This window comes from Hydrotalea sp. AMD (assembly GCF_004100315.1).
GTDB classification, from domain to species: domain Bacteria; phylum Bacteroidota; class Bacteroidia; order Chitinophagales; family Chitinophagaceae; genus Hydrotalea; species Hydrotalea flava.
Window position 1 is genome coordinate 112,702 of record NZ_SCKY01000011.1, and the last position, 24,255, is coordinate 136,956.

21 protein-coding genes and 2 tRNA genes are annotated in these 24,255 nt (G+C 36.7%); 17 read left to right on the plus strand and 6 right to left on the minus strand.

Going from position 1 to position 24,255, the window contains the following annotated elements:
• Positions 1-59: 59 nt before the first annotated feature.
• The 3 genes from EO766_RS09885 (at position 60) to EO766_RS09895 (ending at position 2,105) form a co-directional block, all read left to right on the plus strand.
• Positions 60-1,382, plus strand: coding sequence for a citrate (Si)-synthase, eukaryotic (locus tag EO766_RS09885; RefSeq protein ID WP_074417677.1), 1,323 nt, complete (start codon positions 60-62; stop codon positions 1,380-1,382).
• A gap of 171 nt (positions 1,383-1,553) precedes the next feature.
• Positions 1,554-1,970, plus strand: a complete 417-nt coding sequence (locus EO766_RS09890) for an EamA family transporter (protein WP_074417678.1) — start codon at positions 1,554-1,556, stop codon at positions 1,968-1,970.
• Positions 1,971-2,031: 61 nt separating this feature from the next.
• Positions 2,032-2,105 (plus strand) — tRNA-Ala (locus EO766_RS09895).
• 243 nt (positions 2,106-2,348) lie between these two features.
• Here EO766_RS09895 and EO766_RS09900 read toward each other — a convergent pair.
• Entirely contained in the window at positions 2,349-2,564 is a 216-nt protein-coding gene (locus EO766_RS09900; RefSeq protein WP_074420230.1) for a hypothetical protein, read from the minus strand.
• 269 nt (positions 2,565-2,833) lie between these two features.
• Between EO766_RS09900 and EO766_RS09905 the strand changes: the two genes are divergently transcribed.
• The 6 genes from EO766_RS09905 to EO766_RS09930 all read left to right on the plus strand — a co-directional run bounded on the left by EO766_RS09905 (position 2,834) and on the right by EO766_RS09930 (position 9,433).
• On the plus strand, positions 2,834-2,983 hold the full coding sequence (locus EO766_RS09905) for a histidine kinase (RefSeq protein ID WP_179853757.1): 150 nt from the start codon (positions 2,834-2,836) through the stop codon (positions 2,981-2,983).
• Between the two features lie 402 nt (positions 2,984-3,385).
• Complete coding sequence (locus EO766_RS09910) at positions 3,386-6,016, plus strand: MGH1-like glycoside hydrolase domain-containing protein (RefSeq protein ID WP_074420228.1); 2,631 nt, start codon at positions 3,386-3,388, stop codon at positions 6,014-6,016.
• Between the two features lie 400 nt (positions 6,017-6,416).
• A complete protein-coding gene (locus EO766_RS09915; protein WP_141676736.1) occupies positions 6,417-6,872 on the plus strand; it encodes a hypothetical protein in 456 nt (151 codons plus the stop codon).
• A complete protein-coding gene (locus EO766_RS09920) occupies positions 6,827-7,621 on the plus strand; it encodes a sensor histidine kinase (protein WP_081301301.1) in 795 nt (264 codons plus the stop codon). The genes EO766_RS09915 and EO766_RS09920 overlap by 46 nt, the downstream gene beginning before the upstream one ends.
• Complete coding sequence (locus EO766_RS09925; protein WP_074417684.1) at positions 7,621-8,295, plus strand: response regulator transcription factor; 675 nt, start codon at positions 7,621-7,623, stop codon at positions 8,293-8,295. The genes EO766_RS09920 and EO766_RS09925 overlap by 1 nt, the downstream gene beginning before the upstream one ends.
• Positions 8,282-9,433: a glycoside hydrolase family 130 protein gene (locus tag EO766_RS09930; protein WP_218836954.1), complete on the plus strand. Its 1,152-nt coding sequence runs from the start codon at positions 8,282-8,284 to the stop codon at positions 9,431-9,433. Before EO766_RS09925 ends, EO766_RS09930 begins: the two co-directional genes overlap by 14 nt.
• A 17-nt stretch (positions 9,434-9,450) precedes the next feature.
• Here the strand turns inward: EO766_RS09930 and EO766_RS09935 are convergent, their stop codons facing one another.
• Together EO766_RS09935 and EO766_RS09940 are read right to left on the minus strand one after the other, a co-directional pair.
• Positions 9,451-10,623: a trans-sulfuration enzyme family protein gene (locus tag EO766_RS09935; protein ID WP_074420225.1), complete on the minus strand. Its 1,173-nt coding sequence runs from the start codon at positions 10,621-10,623 to the stop codon at positions 9,451-9,453.
• A 181-nt stretch (positions 10,624-10,804) separates the two neighbouring features.
• On the minus strand, positions 10,805-11,230 hold the full coding sequence (locus EO766_RS09940) for an OsmC family protein (protein WP_074417686.1): 426 nt from the start codon (positions 11,228-11,230) through the stop codon (positions 10,805-10,807).
• Between the two features lie 67 nt (positions 11,231-11,297).
• Between EO766_RS09940 and metX the strand changes: the two genes are divergently transcribed.
• The 3 genes from metX (at position 11,298) to EO766_RS09955 (ending at position 13,892) form a co-directional block, all read left to right on the plus strand.
• Complete coding sequence (metX, locus tag EO766_RS09945; protein ID WP_074420224.1) at positions 11,298-12,314, plus strand: homoserine O-acetyltransferase MetX; 1,017 nt, start codon at positions 11,298-11,300, stop codon at positions 12,312-12,314.
• An 84-nt stretch (positions 12,315-12,398) separates the two neighbouring features.
• Complete coding sequence (locus EO766_RS09950; RefSeq protein WP_074420223.1) at positions 12,399-13,667, plus strand: alkaline phosphatase family protein; 1,269 nt, start codon at positions 12,399-12,401, stop codon at positions 13,665-13,667.
• 42 nt (positions 13,668-13,709) lie between these two features.
• Positions 13,710-13,892, plus strand: a complete 183-nt coding sequence (locus tag EO766_RS09955; protein WP_074417689.1) for a DUF6728 family protein — start codon at positions 13,710-13,712, stop codon at positions 13,890-13,892.
• Positions 13,893-13,968: 76 nt separating this feature from the next.
• On the opposite strand, the gene lpxB is transcribed toward EO766_RS09955, so the two are convergent.
• The gene (lpxB, locus tag EO766_RS09960; RefSeq protein ID WP_287100967.1) at positions 13,969-15,210 is read right to left on the minus strand and encodes a lipid-A-disaccharide synthase; all 1,242 of its coding nucleotides are present in this window, start codon (positions 15,208-15,210) and stop codon (positions 13,969-13,971) included.
• 20 nt (positions 15,211-15,230) lie between these two features.
• Here lpxB and EO766_RS09965 point away from each other — a divergent pair.
• A tRNA-Pro gene (locus EO766_RS09965) sits at positions 15,231-15,304 on the plus strand.
• Between the two features lie 153 nt (positions 15,305-15,457).
• On the opposite strand, the gene EO766_RS09970 is transcribed toward EO766_RS09965, so the two are convergent.
• Positions 15,458-15,691 carry a response regulator transcription factor gene (locus EO766_RS09970; protein ID WP_179855951.1) on the minus strand — a complete coding sequence of 78 codons (234 nt, stop codon included), beginning with the start codon at positions 15,689-15,691 and terminating at the stop codon, positions 15,458-15,460.
• Positions 15,692-15,766: 75 nt separating this feature from the next.
• A complete protein-coding gene (locus EO766_RS09975) occupies positions 15,767-16,081 on the minus strand; it encodes a response regulator (protein WP_074417691.1) in 315 nt (104 codons plus the stop codon).
• Between the two features lie 266 nt (positions 16,082-16,347).
• Here EO766_RS09975 and EO766_RS09980 point away from each other — a divergent pair, with 266 nt between their 5' ends.
• The 4 genes from EO766_RS09980 to EO766_RS09995 form a co-directional block, all read left to right on the plus strand.
• On the plus strand, positions 16,348-17,739 hold the full coding sequence (locus tag EO766_RS09980) for a hypothetical protein (RefSeq protein ID WP_074421182.1): 1,392 nt from the start codon (positions 16,348-16,350) through the stop codon (positions 17,737-17,739).
• An 11-nt stretch (positions 17,740-17,750) separates the two neighbouring features.
• Complete coding sequence (locus EO766_RS09985; RefSeq protein ID WP_287100969.1) at positions 17,751-21,653, plus strand: hypothetical protein; 3,903 nt, start codon at positions 17,751-17,753, stop codon at positions 21,651-21,653.
• Positions 21,654-21,677: 24 nt separating this feature from the next.
• The gene (locus tag EO766_RS09990; RefSeq protein WP_287100971.1) at positions 21,678-22,259 is read left to right on the plus strand and encodes a hypothetical protein; all 582 of its coding nucleotides are present in this window, start codon (positions 21,678-21,680) and stop codon (positions 22,257-22,259) included.
• 76 nt (positions 22,260-22,335) lie between these two features.
• Positions 22,336-24,255 (plus strand): DUF6443 domain-containing protein (locus EO766_RS09995; RefSeq protein WP_287100972.1); only part of this gene is annotated, 1,920 nt, incomplete at its 3' end.

A 24,255-nucleotide genomic window follows, 5' to 3' on the forward strand; every position in this document is an offset into this window, starting at 1 on the left:
AACAGGACTTGGCCAAATATTTTTAAATTAATTTTTAATAGAATATAAAATGTTGCACCATGGGAATTATTAAAGAGCGGTTTAGATTAAAAGCCGAATCTGCCAATGCAGAAATTAAAGATCTTTTAAAAGATCATGGTAATAAAAAAATTGGAGAAGTAACCCTTTCTCAAATATATCAGGGTATGCGCGGTATTACCGGATTGGTTTCAGAAACCAGTTTATTAGATGCGCAGGAAGGTATCCGGTTTAGAGGCTACTCTATTCCTGAATTGCAGGAAAAATTACCCAAAGTACATCCAAACGGAGAGCCCTTACCTGAAGGCTTATTTTATTTGATGTTAATTGGTGAGCTTCCTGGTGAAGAAGATGTGCAGCACGTTACCAATGTTTGGCAACGGCGCAGCCATGTACCTACACACGTGTTCAAAGCAATTGATGCATTACCATTGTCTACCCATCCAATGACGATGTTTGTAGTAGGTGTTATGGCCTTGCAAACAGAAAGTGATTTTGCCAGAGAATATGCAAAAGGTATCAATAAAAAAGATTATTGGAATCCGGTATACGATGATGTGATGGACCTGATTGCCCGGTTACCTCGTATTGCTGCATACATATACAGGCGCAAATACAAAAATAAAGAGCACATTGAGCCGGATGGACTGTTAGATTGGGCAGGTAATTTAGCCCACATGATGGGTTTTGAAGATGAAAGCTTTAAAGAACTGATGCGTTTGTACATGACCATTCATGCTGACCATGAAGGCGGTAATGTAAGCGCTCATGCCACTCATTTGGTGGGTAGTGCCCTTAGCGATCCTTATTTAAGTTATGCTGCAGGTATGAATGGATTGGCTGGTCCGTTACATGGTTTGGCTAATCAGGAGGTGATAAAGTGGATTTTTGAAATGCAAAAAGAATTGGGTACCGATAATCCATCTAAAGAGCAAATTGAGGAATATGTGAAGAGAACTATTGCTGATGGGAAAGTGGTTCCGGGTTATGGTCATGCCGTTTTACGTAAAACGGATCCACGCTTCACTGCACAAATGGAATTTGGCAAAAAACATATGCCCGATGATAAATTAGTAAATACGGTATGGAAAATTTATGAAACCGTTCCGCCAATCCTGCAGTCAATGGGCAAAATTAAAAACCCATGGCCCAACGTAGACGCCCACAGCGGCGCATTATTGGTGCATTACGGTTTGGTAGAATATGAATTTTATACGGTTTTATTTGCAGTAAGTCGTGCGTTGGGTGTATTGGCCAATTTGTGTTGGGACAGGGCATTGGGTTTCCCATTAGAACGCCCGAAAAGTGTAACTACTAATGCCATAAAACGCTGGTTAAAAGGCGAAGACGAAATTTGGGATTAATATTGTATCATACCATTTCTTACACATTACAATATTTGATTGAAAGGGAAACAATAATGGATGCAAATATTTTAGTAAACATGTTTGCCCGTTGCGTGGCAAGCAGTTTTTTTATTGTGGAACTTAAGCATCAACAACAAGAATTAGCCTTACTTTTAAATAAAAACTATTATGTGGTGGGTTTATGCACTTTTATCAGCCTTTTTTGCAGCCCTTACCGCCATTTTTGCCAAGAAAGGTATTAGCCATATTGACAGTGATTTGGCAACGGCTATTCGAACCTCTTTTATTTTATTGCTTACCTGGAGTATTGCTTTGTTTAAAGGAAATATGCAGGAAAGTATTCATTCTCTCAGCAAACAAAACTGGTGGTTTTTATTATTATCGGCCATGGCCACCGGCCTCTCATGGCTATTTTATTTTAAAGCATTGCAAATTGGTAAAGTATCGCAGGTGGCACCGGTTGATAAGGCCAGTGTGGCTATTGCCATTATTTTATCTGTTATCTTTTTAGGAGAAACCATTACCCTTAAAATGGCCATTGGAGCTACGCTGATTATTATAGGAACTTTTGTTCTAATAATTTAAATGAGAAAAATTTTGTGTAACAAACTACACGTTATACATTTGCAATCCCATCAAACAAAAAGGGGAATTAGCTCAGTTGGCTAGAGCGCTTGCATGGCATGCAAGAGGTCACCGGTTCGACTCCGGTATTCTCCACAACTCATCCCGTGAAAACGGGATTTTTTTCTCCACAACTAAACTTTATAAAGTCACCTCATACTTTTTTTACCTGCACATTTTCAACCTGTTTTTTCTGCCATTTTTCCTGTAATTTGGCCAATTCAGAATAGTTTAATTGCCGGTTAGTCAAAATTGAGGCAATTTAAACTTTCAAATTGCAATAGGGCAACTATCAGGAATTTTCAAGAATTGATAATTTGTATGATCGAAGAAGATGAATCAAATACCATTTACTGCAATATTGTTTAAAAATACAGCTTGCAAATAAAATTGTAGGAAGCATTCATTTCTGCTGTCTCTTACCGGCATTGTTTTCTTTTTTCTTTTTTTGGCTTCACTGGCCTTTATTAACACAGGAAGTCTTGCTCCTTTATTAGATATTAAAAGCATCGTCAGAGAGGGTTTCTTTTTATTGTTTGATGTGATAGCATCCATATATTTTGTGTATTATATTATTATTTTTTTAATAAAAAATTTGCTGCAAAAGCATGTCCATTCAACGCTATTCCATTGAAATCCCGGTAGTGTTCCTGGGTGGATTTGCATTGAAGCGTATTTTTATTTTTTGTTTGTACAATTAGTAGTAGTGCCTGAGGCCAATGCTGGTGCTTTAGAAATAAGATTGCATAATTTATTGGCCATGACACATACATATATTATTTATTATTTATGTAATGATTACCGGTTTTAATTCTTTTAGAAGCATGGAGCATAGAAAAACTAAAGTAAACAGATTAGAAAAAGAATATACGCAGTCAAAATTTGAAGCTTTACAAAATCAGTTAAATCCACACTTTTTGTTCAATAGTTTGAGTGTATTGTCTAATTTGGTGCATATTGATAAAAATACGTAATAAAAATTTATTATTCAATTAACAAAAGTCTATTGGTATACTTTAGATCAAAAATATTGAACTGTTTTCACTTGAAAAATGACATTTCTTAAAATTTATTTTTATGTAATGAAAATTCGAACAAACAGACAAACAATCGTAATATTAGTTGCAATAGATGCCCTTTTTGTATACCCAAATTGTAAATTGTAAATTCGATATACAAACTCCTTTTAAAAACAGATTTATTTGTATTTCTGTATAGGGTTATCGAAGGTATGGAACAGATTGGCAAATGAAAAGTAACTGGCTCGTTGCAAATTGTAATGAAATATATGCCTCAAAAAATATGATAACATTTTTCGCACATAATTGAGTTGAATCTGTTATTGAATGCGTTGCATACCTAATTTGCAGCCTGTTATGAATGCAGAAGAAAAACGGTTAAAAGACAATAGTGCAAAAAAAGTGCCCTTAGAACAATGGGGGCCGTATCTTTCTGAACGCCAGTGGGGAACCGTTAGGGAAGATTATAGTACCAACGGAGATGCCTGGAATTATTTTCCATTTCATCATTCCATTTCCAGAGCCTATCGCTGGGGAGAAGATGGGTTATGTGGTATCTCAGATTTTTTTGGAAACCTGTGTTTTGGCCTTACGCTGTGGAATGGGAAAGACAGTATTTTAAAAGAAAGATTATTTGGCTTGGGTAATTCAGATGGTAATCATGGAGAAGATGTTAAAGAATTGTACTATTATTTGGATAACCTGCCTACGCATTATTATATGCAAATGCTCTATAAGTATCCGCAGGAAGCATTTCCTTATGAGCAACTGATTCAGGAAAATAAAAAGCGCAGCAAATTAGAGCCCGAGTATGAAATTTTAGATACCGGCATTTTTAATGATAATAAATATTTTGATGTTTTGGTAACCTATGCCAAACTCAATAAAAAAGATATTGGAATTAAAATTGAAATAACGAACAGAGCAGCCACAGCAGCCCCTTTAACCCTAATGCCAACACTTTGGTTTTTTAATCGCTGGCAATCTAAAGCAACCGATAAGAAACCTGTCATTAAATTAACCAATAAACCCGGCCTTGTAAAAGCCATGCATGAGCGGTTAGGTAATTATTATTTGTATTATCCCGAAACAAATCTCTGTTTATTTACCGAAAATGAAACCAATACTGAAAAACTATTTGGTATACCCAACGCATCCCCATTGGTGAAAGATGCATTTCATGATGCCATCATTCATAATAAAAACAAAGAGCTGTTAGCTGCGCAGAAATCAGGTACTAAATTTTCGCCGGTATATGAATTGATAATAGAACCTGGCCAAACATCAACAACATATTTGCGCTTAAGTTCAGCTGTAGTTCAACATCCTTTTGGTTCAAATTTTGAACAATTATTTGTAAACCGTAAGGCTGAGGCCGATGAATTTTATCATGATATATTACCTAAACATATTTCAGACGATTTTAAAAATATACAACGGCAAGCCCTTTCCGGGTTGCTATGGAGTAAACAGTTTTATTATTATGATGTGGAAAGATGGCTGCAGGAAGGTGATGGAATTACCGCGCTTTCCTGGCAAAGAACCCATGGGCGTAATAGTGAATGGCAACATCTAAAAAATCAGGATATTATATTAATGCCTGATAAATGGGAATACCCCTGGTATGCGGCATGGGATTTGGCATTTCATTGCGTTTCTATGGCAATGGTTGATACCAATTTTGCCAAACATCAGTTAACACTCATTATGCGGGAATGGTATATGAAACCCGATGGGCAACTACCGGCATACGAATGGCATTTCAGTGATGTAAACCCTCCTGTTCAAGCATGGAGTGCGCTACAAATCTATCATATTGAAAAAGCAAAAACAGGGAAGGGTGATACCCGGTTTTTAAAAAAAGTATTTCATAAATTAATCATCAATTTTACCTGGTGGATTAACCGAAAAGACCCGCAGGGCAATAACATTTTTGAAGGGGGATTTCTTGGCTTAGATAACATAGGTGTATTCAATCGTAGTATTCAGTTAAATAACCAGTCAAAGTTAGAGCAGGCCGATGGCACCAGTTGGATGGGGATGTATGCATTGAATTTAATGGATATTGCCATTGAAATAGCTATGCAGGATGACGCTTTTGAAGATAGCGCCACGAAATTTTTTGAACATTTCATTTTAATTGCAGAGGCACTGAATCAATTAGGCATGTGGAATGAGGAGGATGAGTTTTTTTATGACAAACTTGGCCTGGCCGGGGGAGAAACATTGCAACTACGCATTCAATCAATCGTAGGATTAACCTCTTTATTTGCAGTTTCAGTGATTGATAGAAAAGTGTTGAAAAAATTACAGGATTTTGATAAACGTATTTCCTGGTACAAGCAATACCGGTTAAAAAACGATAAATTCTGGCCCAATGAAGAAAAAACAGATCAGGATAAAATATTAATATCTCTAATACCTAAATCAAAATTAGTAGGGCTGCTCAAACATTTGCTGAACGAAACCGAATTTTTATCAGATGGTGGCATCAGGGCTTTATCGAAATTCCATGAAAAAAATCCATATTCTGTTACCATTGATGGCATTCAGTATTCTATTCAATACGATCCCGGCGATTCAACTTCCGATTTTTTTGGAGGCAATAGTAACTGGCGTGGCCCGGTTTGGATGCCCATTAACTACTTAATTATCAAGAGTATTCAAAAATTTGGTGAGTTTTATGATGGTTCTTTAAAAGTAGAATACCCAACAGGTTCAGGTAATTTTTTAGAACTAAGCCGGGTAGCCGATGAGTTAGTAAAAAGGGTAATCCGTTTATTTACATTAAATGAGCAAAACGAACGAAATTTACATGGTAAGTATAACTGGTTTTACCGACTACCCGAAAACAGGCATCTGATGCAGTTTTATGAATATTTTCATGGTGATACCGGGCATGGGTTAGGAGCGAGCCATCAAACCGGGTGGACCAGTCTTATTGCTGAATTAATTGCCGAACGGGCCGGACTGAATAGCGGGGTATAAAAAAAAGAGGGAGGCCACATCCTCCGCTCTCCTATCCCCAATCAAAAACCAAAAAATATAAAGCTGTGGTTGGTTTAGAATTATGTTGCGAACATATTTTAAAAGGTGCATCCAAAAAAACGTATTTCTACGTAGTGAAATCACTTATTTTTACATATAATAACCCTCAATGACCGGATTTTTAGTGTATATCGAGCTTTTACTGCTGCTAATTGGCGGGTATTACCTTTTTGTTAAATTGAAAAATTCCAGGCTTCCCGGCCTGAATTTTTTAAAAATACTGTATGTTTTAACGTTTTTTACAGAAATAACCGGTAAAATTACGGCGCATTATGGCTTTCATAATATATTATTATATAATGTATTTATACCAATCGAATTTTTTTTACTGGTAAAAATTATGGAAAAGAATATTCCGGCCTATTTACAATGGCGTATATGGCCCAATGCCGGACTCTTTATTTTTTCACTGATATATATTAGTGAAATTATTTACAATAGAGGGTTTAACCATTCCTTCGTTTTTTTCAGTCATACTTTTACTTCCTTTTATTTTATGGTATTGGGTTTTGTATATTATTACAGGCTTATTCAGTTAGAAATTGCTGTACACGCCAAATCCGACTATGTTTTTTGGTTAGTTACCGGTTTATTTGTGTACCAATTTGCCAGCTTTTTTATCAACCTCTTTTTTTCCTATATTGTTGCCTTGTATCTTTCAGATGGCAATAACTTAGGTATTTCAATCATTAACACACTCCGGGTAATTTTCAACGTCTTTTTTTATGGTGCCTGGATTTATGCGTTTATATGCAAGTATCGGGAAACTATATCATCTTCATCATCCTATGCCTAACTGCTGTATTTCTACTGGTGGCTTTTTACATTGTAGTGCAGGTAATTGCTTATGCCAGAAAAAAAAAGAAATACGAGGCTGAAAAAAATCAAATGAGCCAATTGTTTGAGCAACAATTAATTCAAACCAAATTAGAAGTGCAGGAACAAACTTTACAAAATTTTTCAGCCGATTTGCACGATAATATTGGCCAGCTATTAAGCCTAACCAATGTTACCCTGGCTTCTGTAAATATTAAAGAAGATGCCAAAGCTGCCACAAAAATACAAGTTGCTCAGGATTTAATTAAGCGTAGCATTAAAGAATTAAGGCTACTGGCTAAATTATATCAGGGCGAGAAATTGATTGAAAATGGTATAGCAGAAGCTATTACACAAGAGGTACAGTGGTTTCAGCGGAACGATTATTTGAAAATTGAGTTCAAAAACAATTTACCCGAAAATTTTAATCTTTCTCATCCTTATGCAAACTTGTTTGTTTATCGCTTGGTGCAGGAATGTTTAAGTAATATCATTCGGCATGCCGATGCTACCGAAATTTTTATATTTTTAGGTATAAAAGAGAATAGTTTAATGTTAGAAATAAACGACAACGGTAAGGGCTTTGTTTATGATGAGAAAAACTTTCAGTCTACCGGTATGGGTATTCATAACATGAAACAACGCATTGCCCTTTTGAATGGAAACATGAATATTATTACCCGTAAGGGTAAAGGCACTTGTATAATATTTAATATACCCTGTGAATAATGGAAAGGGAACCTATTAGAATTGCTTTGGTTGATGACCATGCACTATTTAGAAGTGGTATTGCTGCTTTGTTGAAGGAGTTTGATGATTTAATGATTGTGTTTGAAGCCTCGAATGGCAAGGAATTACAGTTTTTATTACCCGAGCATCAACCCATACACGTTGTTTTAATGGATATTAAAATGCCGGGATTAAACGGGTTTGATACAACGGAATGGATTATCAGCAATTATCCCCAAACTGCAGTATTGGCCTTGAGCATGTTTGATGAAAGTACCGATATTATTAAGATGCTAAAAGCCGGAGCAGGAGGTTATTTACTGAAAGAATCTTCACTTGAGGAATTATATACAGCCATTACTACCATTCATCGTGATGGATTTTTTAGCAATGAGTTGGTATCTGATAAATTAATTAAATCCTTAAAATCTGGTCGCCATATAGAGGATTGGTATGAACAATACAATTTAAACCAAAAAGAATTAGAGTTTTTAAGATTGTGTGCTACGGAACTTACTTATAAACAAATTGCTGAGACCATGGGTGTAGCCGAACGAACAGTAGAAAACTATCGCCAGTCATTGTCAGAAAAATTAGAAATCAAAAATAGGGTGGGGCTGGCTTTGTTTGCCATAAAAAATAAACTGGTAAGTTTGGGGAATGAAACTTTGTAAGAAACTTTTGCCTGCCTATTGTTTTATTGTATGGATTATCATGCAGCCCTTTCTAAATAGACTATTGGCGCAAACTGCAGTATATAATGATGCATGGGCATTATTGCCCTTTACAAAAGCCAATGCGTACAACCCTATTTTATTACCCGGAAAACTCGCCTTTACTGATCCGGTAACCCAAACCAAAGTTTTTTGGGAAGCAGCACATGTGTTTAATCCGGCCATGATTGTAAAAAATGATTCGGTGTTTATGTTATACCGTGCACAAGATAGCGCCGGTACCTCACGAATAGGCATGGCCATTAGTACCGATGGTTTTCATTTTACAAAAATACCAAAGCCCGTGCTATTTCCAGATAATGATGCATTTAAAAAATATGAATGGCCCGGCGGATGTGAAGATCCTCGTATTGTTATGGATGAAAATGGTACTTATTACCTAACCTATACCGCTTTTGATGGGCATTTAGCCCGTTTAATGGTGGCCACTTCCACCGACTTAATGCATTGGAAAAAACAAGGCCCTGCATTTGTAAATGCGTATAGCGGAAAATACCTGAATGTATGGTCTAAATCAGGTGCTATTGTTGCTGCTTATACCAACAATAACATTATTGCCACCAAAATAAAAGGCCAATATTGGATGTATTGGGGCGATCAATACATATGGTGTGCTACCTCCCACGATTTAATTCATTGGAAACCGGTGGAAATGCCAAAAGGCACCCAACCTGCTATTGCATTAAGAGGGCAGGCGCAAAATATGCCGCAATTGCAAATAGCATTACCCACCCGTAAAGGCAAATTTGATAGTGATTTGGTGGAATCAGGTCCTGCAGCAATGCTTACACCTAACGGTATTCGCTTGCTGTATAATGGCCGAAATATTCCTGCAATTGGCGATACCACTTTGCCGGAGGGTACTTATGCTGCCGGACAGGCCTTATTCAATAAAAATAATCCATTACAGTTACAACACCGCCTACAGCAATACTTTATGAAACCAACTGAGCCTTATGAAATCAACGGACAGGTAAACCATGTTTGTTTTATTGAAGGCCTCGTTCATTTTAAGCAACAATGGTTCTTGTACTATGGTACAGCTGATTCAAAAATTGCTGTAGCAACCTGTCCTTAACCATTATTACCTCATTCTTAACAATATTGCAAGGCTTGTTCAATATCGGCTAAAATATCTTCTTTGTGTTCTAAACCAACGCTAATACGAATTAAGCCGGGTGTAATACCAACAGCTAATCGTTCTGCATCACTTAATTTGGCATGGGTAGTACTGGCCGGATGTGAAGCAATGCTTCTGGTATCGCCTAAATTAGCAGTTAATGATAACATTTGTAATGCATCTAAAAATTTTCTGCCGCTATTTAATCCACCTTTTAATTCAAAACAAACAATAGCACCACCATTCTGCATTTGTTGTTGTGCAATGGCATATTGAGGGTGCGAAGGTAAAAATGGATAACGCAGTGAAGCGATTTTAGCATGGCCTTCTAATGTATTTGCCAGAAAAAGCGCATTGGCACAATGCCTTTCCATTCTTACTTCTAACGTTTCTAAGCTTTTACTTAGTACCCATGCATTAAATGGCGATAGTGCAGGTCCGGTACTTCTGCAAAATGCATAAATTTCTTTGATCAAATCTTTTCGGCCAACTATTACACCACCCAAAACCCGGCCCTGGCCATCCATCCATTTGGTGGCAGAATGTATCACCAGATCAGCACCAAAATCAATTGGTTGTTGTATAATGGGCGTTGCAAAGCAATTGTCAACATTTAAAATAATCTGATGTTTTTTGGCCAAACTTCCCAACATCGATAAATCTAAAATATCCAAACCGGGATTAGTGGGTGTTTCCACATAAATCATTTTGGTATTGGGTTTTATGGCTGCTTCCCATTCATTTGCTGAAGCATTAGTGCTGATATAACTGTATTCAATACCGTATCTGTTCAGGTATTTTGTAATAACAGTGTGGGTACTGCCAAAAATGCTGTTACAGGCAAGCAAATGATCACCCTGCTTTAATAAAGCCATGAAAGAGCCAAATACAGCACTCATGCCCGAAGCGGTAGCGTATCCGGCTTCAGCACCTTCTAAAGCACAAACCTTATCAATCAATTCCTGTACATTCGGATTACTGAAACGGCTGTAAATATTATCATTGGTTTCGTCGGCAAATGCAGCCCGCATGGCTTCTGCGTCATCATAGCAAAAGCTGCTGGTTAAAAATAGAGGTGTGCTATGTTCCATTTCATTGGTGCGTTCTGTTTGAATGCGAATGGCCTGTGTAATTTTATCTTGTTGCATAACCTACATTTTTTAATTTAAAAACATTAATCTGCTAATGCGTTGTTCTATTAAGCTCTGAAAAGCTTACTGGGAATAGGTTTCAATAAACCTGGCTCAACAGCCATTAGTTATACAGAGTTTACTGAAACACCATTAGCCATGAGTTTCAAACAAAAACTAATTTTAATAGTACAATACCTTAATCTGCTATTACTTCAGCATCCCATTCAATGGTGCACCCGGCTGCTCTTAAGGTGGCAGCAACCGAGCAGTATTTATCTATAGAAAGGGCACAGGCTTTTTTGGCCTTTTCTGCATCAACAGTTCCCTTAAAAACAAAGTGAATGTGTACATATTTCCATAAAGCCGGTTCTTTACCCTGTTCGCGTTCGGCCTGAATGGTCATAGTAAAATCATTAATTTCCTGCCTTTGTTTTTTTAAAATAGAAACAATATCAACACCACTGCATCCCCCTAAGCCCATTAAAAGGGTTTGCATGGGCCTAAAACCGCTGTTATGTCCGCCAATTTCAACTGCACCATCTGTTCTGATAGTGTGTCCATTACTGTCTGTACCTACAAAAGCATAAGCATTATCTGCTCTTTTCACTTCAATTGTTGTCATCTGTAAAAGATTTCTGCAAATGTAAATTAATCATGTACTTATTTTGCTGTTGAAACCCGGAATTAATATGACGCAACTTTTTGAATACCAGGATGATTTTAAAGTAGAGAATGGATCTGTATTGCCCGGCATAACCATTGCTTATACCACTTATGGTATGCTCAATGCAGCAAAAAATAATGTGGTATGGGTTTGCCATGCTTTAACAGCTAATGCTGATGCAGCTGCCTGGTGGAAGGGTTTGGTAGGTGAGGGCTGTTATATAGATCCAGAAAAATATTTTATTGTAGGGGCTAATATTATTGGCTCCTGTTATGGTACAACAGGGCCTTTAAGCATTAATCCGGTTACACAACAACCTTATTACGGAACATTTCCGGGCATTACCATTCGCGATATGGTACAGGCACATATCTTATTGCGCAAGCATTTGGGTATTGCCTCTATCCATTTATTAATGGGTGGTAGCATGGGCGGATATCAGGCTTTAGAATGGGCCGTAATAGAGCCTGCCGTTGTGCAACGTTTATTTTTGATTGCCACTTCACCTTCTGAAAGTGCCTGGGGCGTTGCAGTACATACCGCTCAGCGCTTAGCCATTGAAGCCGACTGCACTTGGCAACAAGCACATCCCCAGGCCGGTGCCAAAGGCCTAAAAGCTGCCCGAGCTATTGGTATGCTTACCTATCGCAATTATGATACTTTTCAGCAAAAACAAACGGATCCTGACCCTGAAAAAATAGACCATTTCAAAGCATCTTCTTATTTGAATTACCAGGGCGATAAATTGGTGAATCGTTTCAATGCTTATAGTTACTGGCTATTAACCAAAGCAATGGATAGCCATCATTTAGCCAGGGGCAGGGGAGGAGATTTAATCCGTGTATTGCAGCAACTCAAAACTCCAACCTTAATTATGGGCATTACCAGCGATATTTTATGCCCGGTTGCAGAACAGCAATTTATGGCACAACACATGCCCCATGCCACTTTGGTTGAAATTGATTCTGCATTTGGTCACGATGGCTTTATTATAGAAACCGAACAAATTGCCCGTTATTTACAACAATGGATGCAAGAATAAATTTGCCTTAAAAGCATGTTACAAATAAAAAAATGCATACAGAAATTTCTACATTATTGTTACATATAAATTTAAATATATCGCATGAAACATTTGCTGAAATCATTTTTTGGGTTCCTGTGTCTGTTTACGGCACAACAAGTTTTGGCGCAGGATACCCTGCAACATGTGGTTTCGGGACGGTTCAACAGTGCCGAACAACAACAAAAACCTTATGTTATTCTCATCTCGGCCGATGGTTTTCGTTATGATTTGGCCGATAGTTTTCATGCCACACATTTGCAGCAGTTTCGCGCTGCCGGTGTGCAAGCCGAATACATGAAGCCTTCATATCCTTCGTTAACTTTTCCCAACCATTATGCTATTATTACCGGATTGTATCCTGCACACAACGGTTTGGTGGATAATAGTTTTTACGATATTAACAAAGGCCAGTTGTACACCATGGGCAATAAAAAAGCAGTGGCCGACAGCTCATGGTATGGTGCCACACCATTGTGGGTATTGGCCGAGCAACAACAAATGCTTTCTGCCAGTTTTTATTGGGTAGCTTCTGAAGCTGCAATTCAAGGGGTAAGACCTACCTACTATTATATTTACAATGATAAAATTGGAATTGATGAACGCATTGCTGTGGTAAAAAATTGGTTGCAATTACCTCCTGAAAAGCGCCCCCACTTTATAACTTTCTATTTGCCGGAAGTTGACCATGCAGAGCATACGTATGGCGTAAATAGCAAGCAAACTGTCGATGCTGTTCATTTTGTAGATGAAGCCATTGCCAAATTAACTACCGCTATTGCATCTTTAAACCTGCCGGTAAATTATATTTTTTTATCAGACCATGGCATGGCCGATGTGGATGTAAACAACACTTTGCCGCTTCCTTCTGCCATTGATACCAATAATTTTATCATTCCCCGCAGCAATATGTTATTGCATTTGTACGCTAAAAACAGAGCAGCTATTTTACCTACTTACCAAAAATTAAAAATACAGGAGAAAGGTTTTAGTGTGTATTTGGCCAACGAAATACCCGAACGCTGGCACTACAACCAATCTAACGATTATTTTAACCGGGTGGGCGATATTTTATTGGTGCCACATTATCCTAAAGTTTTTAATTTAGGTTCCGGAAAAATTACTCCAGGCAAACATGGATATGATAATGATATGCCTGAAATGAGGGCTACATTTTATGCATGGGGACCGGCTTTTAAAAAGCATTATACCATTCGTGGCTTCGAAAACATACATGTTTATCCATTAATTGCCAAAGTGCTGGGTTTGCAGTATCAAAGCGATGCGATTGACGGGCAATTAAAAGTTTTAGCACCAATTTTAAAACAGTAAAACAACAAAACAGGCATCTGCTTGTTTCAATAAAAAAAAATTATGGGCATCTGGAATCAAATACTTCAATACCTGTTTATTAAAAAACGTGATCCAAATCAGCCGCGTACCACCTATTTAAAATATATGCATGGCATGAACCGTATATCACTGCTTATGTTTATTGTAGCACTCATCATCATGCTGTTTAAATTAGTGATTATACCCATGATGCATAAAGGTTAAGATAGTTTATGTTACCGGCTCCGGCACCACTATGTAACTGCCGTTGCGTAGCACTTTTGTACGTTTTGATTTTTATTCAGCTCTTTTGAGCTATTTCAAAAACCCACTTTGCGGCTTTGTAGGAAGCATGCCCGCCCGCCTGCAGCAATGTTTTTAGGGCAGCATAATCTGTTTTCATTATTTGCAATCTATGTTCATCTGTTAAAATTGCAGTAAGCTCAGTTATGATATTTGTCACATTCATATCCTGTTGTATCAATTCCTTTACAACGGGTTTATCCATAATCAGATTGACCAACGAAATATATTTTATTTTAACCAATTGTTTTGCTATGGCAAAACTAACGGCACTGCCTTTATAGCAAACTACTTCAGGCACGCCAAATAAAGCCGTTTCTAAAGTAGCTGTGCCGCTGGTTACCAATGCAGCTTTGCTGCTGCAAAGCAATCCGTAAGTATTATTTTTTACAATTGAAACGTTTTGATAAGGTGCTAAAAAAGGAGCGTAAAAAGCCTCATCCTGCCCCGGTGCCTGTGCTACTATAAATTCAAAATTGTGAAAATGAGCAGCTACCTGTAGCATAACCGGTAATTTAACTTCAATTTCCTGTTTTCTGCTACCCGGTAAAACTGCCACAATAGGTTTTGTTGCTGTAACAGTAGTGGTTGCATTTTGTTGGTATTGTTCAATCACATCTACCAGCGGGTGGCCCACATATTCTACCTGCCAGTTCCATTTTTGTTGGTAATAATCTTTTTCAAATGGAAGGATGACCAACATTTTATCAATACAGCGTTTCATTTGCTTTACCCTGTTTTCCTTCCATGCCCACACCTGCGGAGAAATGTAGTAAACTACTTTAATGTTTTTTGTTTTGGCCCATTGAGCAATGCGTAAATTAAATCCCGGATAATCAATCAACACCAGCACATCGGGTGCAAACTGAATAATATCTTGCTTGCAAAAAGCAATATTTTTAAAAATGGCAGGCAGGTTTTTAATAACTTCTGCAAAGCCCATGAAAGCCAGGTCACGATAATGTTTTACCAATGTTGCGCCGGCCTTTTGCATTAAATCGCCACCCCAGCACTGAATGGTTGCTGAGTGGTCTAATTGTTTTAATTCTTTAATCAGGTTACTGCCATGTAAATCACCACTGGCTTCACCTGCAATAACATAGTATTTCATGGCCGGGTAAAGATAAGCAGGTTGGGATGAGAAAGATAATTTTGAAAGCAATACATATTCATTGAGCAGATTTAAAACATGCTTCAGCTTTTTTTCTTTAATAGCGTATTGTTTGTATTTTTGCGACACTTATTTTAAATGGAATGTTACGGGATGTAGCGCAGCCCGGTAGCGCGCTTCGTTCGGGACGAAGAGGCCGCTGGTTCGAATCCAGTCATCCCGACAAAAGCTTTTAAAAAGGCAATCTTGTAAAAGGTTGTCTTTTGTATTGGGTGCTGTAATGCTTTGCTGTATATTGGCAGTGAATAACCGCCTTTTTTCATTAGTTGAATTTACTTCCCCTTAACCTGCCTTTTTTCTTGCAAAATGCAATGCATTATAGCATAAATATACCCATCTGAAAAGCATAAATTGCTAAACCCGTTCTACTGTGTACTTGCAGTTTTTTAAATAATGCTTCCCGGTACTTATCTATTGTTTTAGGGCTTATTCCCATTTTATCAGCAATTTCTTTGTAAGTTAATTCAGTAGTGCAATAACGTAACAATTCTTTTTCCCGTTCCGAAAAATTGTCCAATGGCGCTACTACTTTATTTTCTTCCCCACCCATATTAACGAAAATTGTTTTTTGATTGTGCTGCATTTTTTCAATGCTCGCCAAAATTTCTTCAGGCTCTATGTTTTTTTAAATAAATCCATAAATTCCTAATTTCAGCAAATAATTAATTTCTTTAAATTCTACGTACATAGAAAATATAACTACTTTAATGTCAGGATATTTTTGTAAGAGCAGTTCAGTGGTTTGATATCCATCTAAAATTGGCATTCTTAAATCTAAGAATACAAAATCGGGGAAATATTTATTTAAATCAATAAAATCTATCAAGGCTTTACCATTATCGAATTCAGCTAAGACTTTGTATTTTCCTGTATTTTCAAGAATATTTCTAATGCCATTTCTCAATACAGGATAGTCATCTGCGAGTATAACTGTTAGCATAAAACGATTAGATTTTAAATATAATTTTTATTAAAATAGTAATATTATAGATATAAAATGATATGTGAATGTAATAAAAATTATTATATCATTAGTGTTAAATTAAAAATTCTCATACAAAAAAATTTTTACATAAACAATGGGGATTTTTCCCCATTGCACAAATGAAAAGCAGACATTATGTTTACGCTCACAAAATATAATTGCTTGTGTGTAGTCTTTTTAAAATACTGCTTTTTGAATGCTTTTTCCTCTCTACATGCTTTATGCATGTTTTTGCATATACACCAATAAAGTATTCTTCAGATACCACCTATACTGGTAGCATAAATAATCGGTCAATCAATCAACTCAACAAAAAGTATGCGCAACTAAATCAACAACTCACCAAAAGAATGCAACATTATTTACAAAAAGCTCAGCGTTCAGAAAAAAAAATTTGTTTACAACTCTTAACAAAAGACAATGTTGCTGCTCAACAAATGTTGCATACTCCGACAGATTTTTATCAAAAGGCAATGCAAAAATCTAATAATTCGTTACAGAAAATCAGGCGAATTACAGCTTATATCGCCGGGTTAGATAGTATACATACTGCAACAGATTATTTGTTACTAAATGGTGCAATGTGTAATTCTTCAGCCCTATTAAATCTCAATCATACCACCAATAGTTTACAAAACAATTTAGAAGCGGGAACTGTAACCAGTCAGGAATTAGCGCAAAGAGTACAGTTATTGAACAGATTATTAACACAAGCAGGGATGTTGAAATTCTTGAAAAATTTTCAGCAGCAAGCCTTTTATTTTCAGCAGCAGGTAAATAGTTACAAAGAAATGCTTCATGATCAAAAGCAGTTAGAACAGAAAATGATGGCCTTAGTACGCAATTTACCCGCTTTTCAGGATTTCTGGCAGCGGAATAGCCTGTTGGCGCAGTTATTTCCTGCTACAGCCAATATTGGTACAACGCAGGCATTAGCAGGGTTACAGAGCAGGGCACAGGTACAGCAAATATTAACACAGCAGTTGGGCGGAACGGGAGTAAGTACAGGCAGTAACCCACAACAGTTTATACAACAACAAATGCAGTCTGCGCAAAATCAACTCAATACATTAAAAGATAAAATTAATCAATTAGGCGGAGGTAATAGTGCATTAATCATGCCTGATTTCACACCCAACCAGCAGAAAACAAAAACAATATGGCAAAGGTTAGAATATGGCATCAACATACAATCACAAAAAACTAATTATTACCTGCCTGTAACCAGTGATATAGCTGCAACATTGGGCTATAAACTGAATGATAAAAGTACAATTGGTGTAGGTGTTGCTTATAAGTTGGGTTGGGGTAATGGTATTAATGATGTAAAGATCAGCAATGAAGGTGTTGGCTTAAGAAGTTTTTTAGATATAAAAATAAAAGGTAGTATATGGGTTACCGGAGGTTATGAGCAAAATTACCAATCAGCCTTTACCCGAATCCCACAATTACAGGATTACAGCGCATGGCAAACTAGTGGATTAATTGGGGTTACCCAAAAAATGAAGGTGGGGAAAAAAGCCAGTAACGTACAATTATTGTGGGATTTTTTAAGCTATCGTACCATACCCGTTACACAACCTTTAAAATTTAGAATTGGATATAATTTTTAAAAAATAATACTATGTATGTTTTTATGAAACGCATTTTGTTTTTATTGATTTGTTTTTTCGCCATAAATGGTCAGATAGAAGCACAAAATAATCCATTGGCAGAAACCAATATAACCCCACCAACAGCAGCAGCGTTGGTAAAATATGCTGATTATCCTGTAAGTTATCATACAGGCATCCCCAATATTAATATTCCCATTTATACCGTACAAAATGGCCCATTGGAAATGCCCATTAGTTTAAGTTATCATGCTTCTGGTTTAAAGGTGCAGGAATTGGCCAGTTGGGTAGGTGCAGGATGGAGCTTAAATGCGGGTGGTGTTATAACACGTTCGGTTGTTGGTTTGCCGGATGATCGTGGATTCAGCAATACAAATGTTACAAATGGGCATTGGTCAGATTTTGGTTACAATAGTTATCTCGGCACAACAAATGGTAATATTGACGATGCTGGATTTTATCAGGGCAGGAAAGATGGAGAACCGGACTTGTACTTTTTTAATTTCGGAAAATATACCGGTAAATTTTATTTCAGAGATGATAGAACACCAGTGCTCGTTCCTGAACAGGATTTTAAAATTGAACCAGATTATACTAGTTTAACTACCCCTTATCAGAATGGAGTGTGCTTTCAGGGTTTTAAAATAACAACACCTGATGGCACACAATATTTCTTTGGAAATACCGGCAATACTGGAAGTGTAATGCCTTTGGAAGTTACCAGTCCATATTCTATGAAAAACGGTTTATCAAGTGGCTCCGCAGTTTCAAGCTGGTATTTAAACAAAATTATCTCGAAAGATAATATGTTCACCATAAATTTTTCTTATCAACAAGAAAATTATAGTTACTACACTTTATCTATGTTCCCAATATATAGCACCAATACCATTGGGCAGTATGAGTATGATGCAGTAAAACAGTTTGTACAGGGGGTTCGATTAAGTTCCATTACTTATAGTGGCAATACAATTAGCTTTAATGCCGCAGCAACACCAAGAACAGATTTAAGTGCATATACGCCACAAACAATGGCTGATAATGCAAATACTTCTGCAAATGCATTGGATAATATTACTATCAGTAATGCATCAGGATTTTGTAGAAAATTTCAATTCACTTATGGATATTTTCATGATGGTGTCAATGGACTTAATGGAATATTAGGTACCTATTTACCAAATATACAATCTGATACCTACCGTTTAAGATTAGATGCTTTACAAGAATCCTCTTGTGATGGAAGCATAATCGAACCACCTTATCAATTTAGTTATTATAGCGAAATGGTACCCAGATTATTGGCTTTTGGTATTGATCACTGGGGTTATTATAACGGAATTACGAATAATAATACCCTAATTCCTACATATACGGTAAATAATACCAGAACAGTCAATGGTGCCAACCGAGATGCACAATGGCCTGCTATGAGAGGTGGAGCATTACAACAAATTACTTATCCTACCGGTGGATATACCAAATTTAATTTTGAGCCCCACTATGTAACAAGGTCAGTTCCCGGTTATCAAACAATCAATGTTACCAATTCTTCCGTTTTATATGATGGCAGTACATATCAGACATTAAGTTTTACTACCCCGTCAGGATACACGAATTATACGCTTTCTTTAAGTAGTACAACAACCGGTGTAAGTGGTACCTATCAGGTTTTTGATCCAAATGGCAATATGGTGGTTAATGCTACTATTCAATCTGGTACTTCTACTACTCAGGCAATTACTTTAACACCCCGCACAACTTACACTTCAAGATTATACGGAACTACATCCACAACAGCTTGGGGAGGTTGCTCAGCTTCCATTTCATATCAAATGCCCGTAACGAATATAACCAATATTACTATTGGAGGACTTCGAATTAATTCTATGATACATCATGACCCATTGGCTACTCAGGATATTGTTACTAATTTTAATTACACTGCAGGAGGAAGTAGTTCAACAGGTATACTATACAGTATACCAACTTATGTTAATGTATTACGGAATGATATGTATGGACTAATTTGGGGTAATACTTCTAATGGCCTCTATAATCCCAACGGTTGTGCTACTTTAACCGGAGGAGGCTTTGAAGCTGCCTATTTAATTTCTCCCAGTTCCGTTTTGCCAATGCGTACTACAATGGGTAACCATATTGGGTATAGTGAAGTAGATGTTGCTCAAACAGGCAATGGTCACTCTGTATATTGTTATTATAGCGCTAATTATTGGGATGGTTTTCAGAATAGTGCTGATGTAGTGGTTCGTAATGTCAATGATTTAAGTTGCGATGCATCTGTTTCCAGTTATCCTTATGCACCGCTACCATTTGATTCCATTACAGGGGAATTAAAGTATGAAGCATATTTCAATCAAAACAATCAAATCTTAAAAGAAATATGGCACTATCCGACTTATTCAAAAGACCAAATTGGAACGCCAGGCTATATTTGTAAATTGCTTACTTTAGGTGGGAATACAACCCCCCTGTTTGGTACTGAATATCAGTTATTTTCATTCTTTAAAACGCAGGATAAATCAGTGGAAACAGATTATGATCCTCAGAACGGAACATCCATTACAACTACATCTATTACAAATTATAATAGCATTTTTCATCATCAGCCAACACAGCAAATCATAAATACCTCTCTGGGAGATAATTTAATAACCAATTATACTTATGCCTTTGATTTCAGGTTATCTAATTGTGATGGCATTGATAATGGCTATCAAAATTATCAAAACAATTTAAATACAGCCACTTCTGCTTTTTATAATAATGTATATTCTTGCACACCAACAACCAACGATGCAAATAACTGCAGGTGGATTAGTTATGAAAATTATCGTATAAGCAAGGCTCAGGCAAGAATCAACTATGTTAATTATCGCTATTCCAATTTTACAAGTCCAACCAGTACATTTATTACCTACCATAATCAGGATAAAAATAACGCAGATACAGAATTAAAACCCATATTGGAGTTGCAAGATGAATTTGATAATGCTTTAATTGAAACATCAAATTGGAAAAACAGTAGTTTAGTTGGCGCTGACTTTACTAGATATGACTATGTAACTAATCCCGCAGGTTTTGTTGCGCCACAAAAAACACAGAAAATAAATATCATAAGCCCATCTGCAAGCTTTACAAATGCTGTAACATACAATAATTCCTCTATTACAAAAGATAATAGATATGAAGATGAAAATATGTATATTTTTTATGGGGGTAATTTGGTGAGTATTACAAAAAAAGATGGTGTTAACAATAGTTTTATTTGGGGGTATAATCATCAATATCCTGTAGCCCAAATTAAAGGTTCAAACTTTTATTCAGCTTATAATTTATTGAACCAAAGCATTGTTCAAAATCCTGCCAGTGATGCACAACTCAGAACTGAATTAAGTAAGTTAAATCCGCAAAATTTACCCAATAGTCAGGCAAGTATTTACACTTATTCACCTTTATTAGGTATTACTTCTTCCACATCATCCAATGGTATATTAAATTATTATGAGTATGAGGGGCTTGGCAGATTAAAAGATATTCGTGATAATAGTAATAATGTTATTAAACTATTTGATTATCAATACCAAAAACCCGCTTATTCCAGTACAGTTCAGATGACATCCATTTCAGTGACCAATGTTGTTTCCGGTGCATTTTATTATTTACAATTAACGAATGTAGCTACAGGTCTGATTTATAATTTTAAAATAATTGGTACGGGTATTTATGGTCAGATTCCATATGGAAATTACAATATATCCCTACATGCATCCGACTATAGTGCCAATCATATGTGGATAATTAATAACACTTATTCTGAGTCGGGGGTGTCCACTGCTACATTCAATAATATTCCCTTAACAACCGCTACAACAACAGTAGCCATTTATTAAATTTATTTTTTATAAATAATCATTATGAAAAAAAATGTTTCCATATTGCTGCTTCTAATGTTCATGAATCAACATTTCATTCATGCACAGGAACATACTATTTATGCCATTCAACAAATGGATATAGAACACCACCCGATGAATATCGGAAAATTAAAAGGACAGCAAATAGTAGTGGTTAATTTTTTAGCCAATACACCTAATGATATTCCATTTCAATTATTTTTTTCTTTAGATACATTATATCAACAAACTAAACATGCTTTTCAGGTTATTCTTTTGCCCGAAAAAGATAATAGCCCAATGCTAACAGATAGTGCATTAAATCATATTTTGTCGGATATGCTTCATTTACCCTTTACTATTTCTGCCTCCGTTTCAAAGTATAACCTGTATGATACAACAAAAAATAGTTTGGTAAGGTGGCTAAATAATTCCGCCGATAACCGCCATTTTGAAAATGAATACAATCATGCTGACTATAAAATTTATATCCTGAACAATAAGGGTGAATTGTTATCTGCCTTCTATGAACATCCCCAGATTAACACCATACAACTTTTGAAAAATATATTCATTCCAAATAAACGGAATGATCACAATTAATTCGTAACCTATGCGAACAGAGGTATATTCAAAATCTTTATTCAACTCTTTGTTTCTCTTCTGTACATGTTTCGCTGTGCAATTTGCTGATGCACAAATTGCACCACCTGCTGCATTCAGTTCAGCAGCAACAATAAATTATGTGCGTTCATGGGAGGCTTTGGCTCCGGAACAAAGTTCCTCCAATTTAATCACCAGACCTGTTACTGATGTGCATCAGACTACCCAATACTTCGATGGGCTGGGCCGTTTGGTGCAAACAGTGCATAAACAAACCAGTCCATTACAAAATGATATGGTTACCGCCAATATTTATGATGCACTTGGAAGAGAACAATACCAATACCTGCCTTTTGCTGCAAACACAAGGGCAAGTAGTGCCGACAACATTAATGATGGGAATTTTAAACTCGATCCAATACAACAGCAGGTTGCTTTTTACAATAATCAATTAAGTGGGCAAACAGGCGAAACATATGTAGGTGCATCCGGCCTTAATTATGCTTATAGCCAAACCGTTTTTGAGGCATCGCCGCTTAACAGGGTTCAAAATACTTATGCACCTGGAACAAGTTGGATGGGTAGTAACAGGGGAATTACGGTGCAACACCAGATGAATACGGCTGCTGAAAATATTCGTATCTGGACGATTAGTGCGGTATGGGGAAGTATACCTGTTTCTTCTGCAAATTATGCCGATGGTTTGCTTTATAAAACTGTTACTATTGATGAACGAGGAAAACAGGTAATTGAATATAAAGACATGCAGGGTAAAGTGATTCTAAAAAAAGTACAATTATCTGATGCACCGGGTATTGATCATACAGGTTGGCTAAATACCTATTATGTGTATGATGATTTTAATTTATTGCGTTTTGTTATTACACCCAGAGCAGTTGAACTCATTAACAATAACTGGTTAATCAGCACCTCTATTGCCGATCAATTATGCTTTCGTTATGAATATGACCAACGGCATCGCATGGTGATTAAAAAAGTACCAGGTGCAGGAGAAACCTGGATGGTGTATGATGGTCTGGGCCGTTTGGTAATGATGCAAGATGCCAATCTCCGCAATTCGCAAAAATGGTTATATACCCAATATGATAACCTAAACAGGCCCATTGCCACCGGTTTAATGTACGACCCTACTAATTACAATAATTTTAATTACCATCTTACCAATGCTTATTACACCAATAGTTACCCAAATTTAGCAGCTTACTCAACAGAACTATTAACACAAACATTTTATGATAATTATAATTGGGTAAATGCCAACGGCAGTCCGGTACCGGCAACTATGGATGCCTCAAACACTACCAATAGTAATTATTTCGTTACTGGCTATAATAGTTCCCCAACCTATGCGCAACCTATTGTAGCCTATACCAATTCTACCGGTTTGCCAACAGGCACTATGGTAAAGGTAATTGGCAGTAACCCGGCACAATACATTTGGACAGTAACATTTTATGATGATCATAACCGGGTTATACAAACCCAAACAAAAAACTATACAGGTGGTATAGATATTTCTACTAACCAATACGATTTTAGTGGTAAAATATTGCGTAACCTGCTGCAACACAATAAGGCTGGCAATAATGCCCAAAGCCATACAGTTTTATCCAAATACAGTTATGATCAGGCAGGGCGGTTAGTTACTATTACAAAAACCATCAATAGTACGGTAAATGGTGTTGCTGTGAGTAGTCCAGAAAAAACAATTGTTAGCAATCAATATGATGAGTTAGGGCAGTTAAAAACCAAAACCCTAGGTAGTGGTATTGAATCGCTTACCTATGACTATAACATAAGAGGCTGGTTACTGGGCATTAACCGCAACTATATTAGTGGCAGCAGCAGCAATAAATTTGGAATGGAATTAGCTTATGACAAAACCAATTCCGTTGCAGGCACAACTTATGCCAATGCACAATACAATGGTAACATTACAGGTACAGTATGGAAATCGGCAGGTGATGCCACCAAC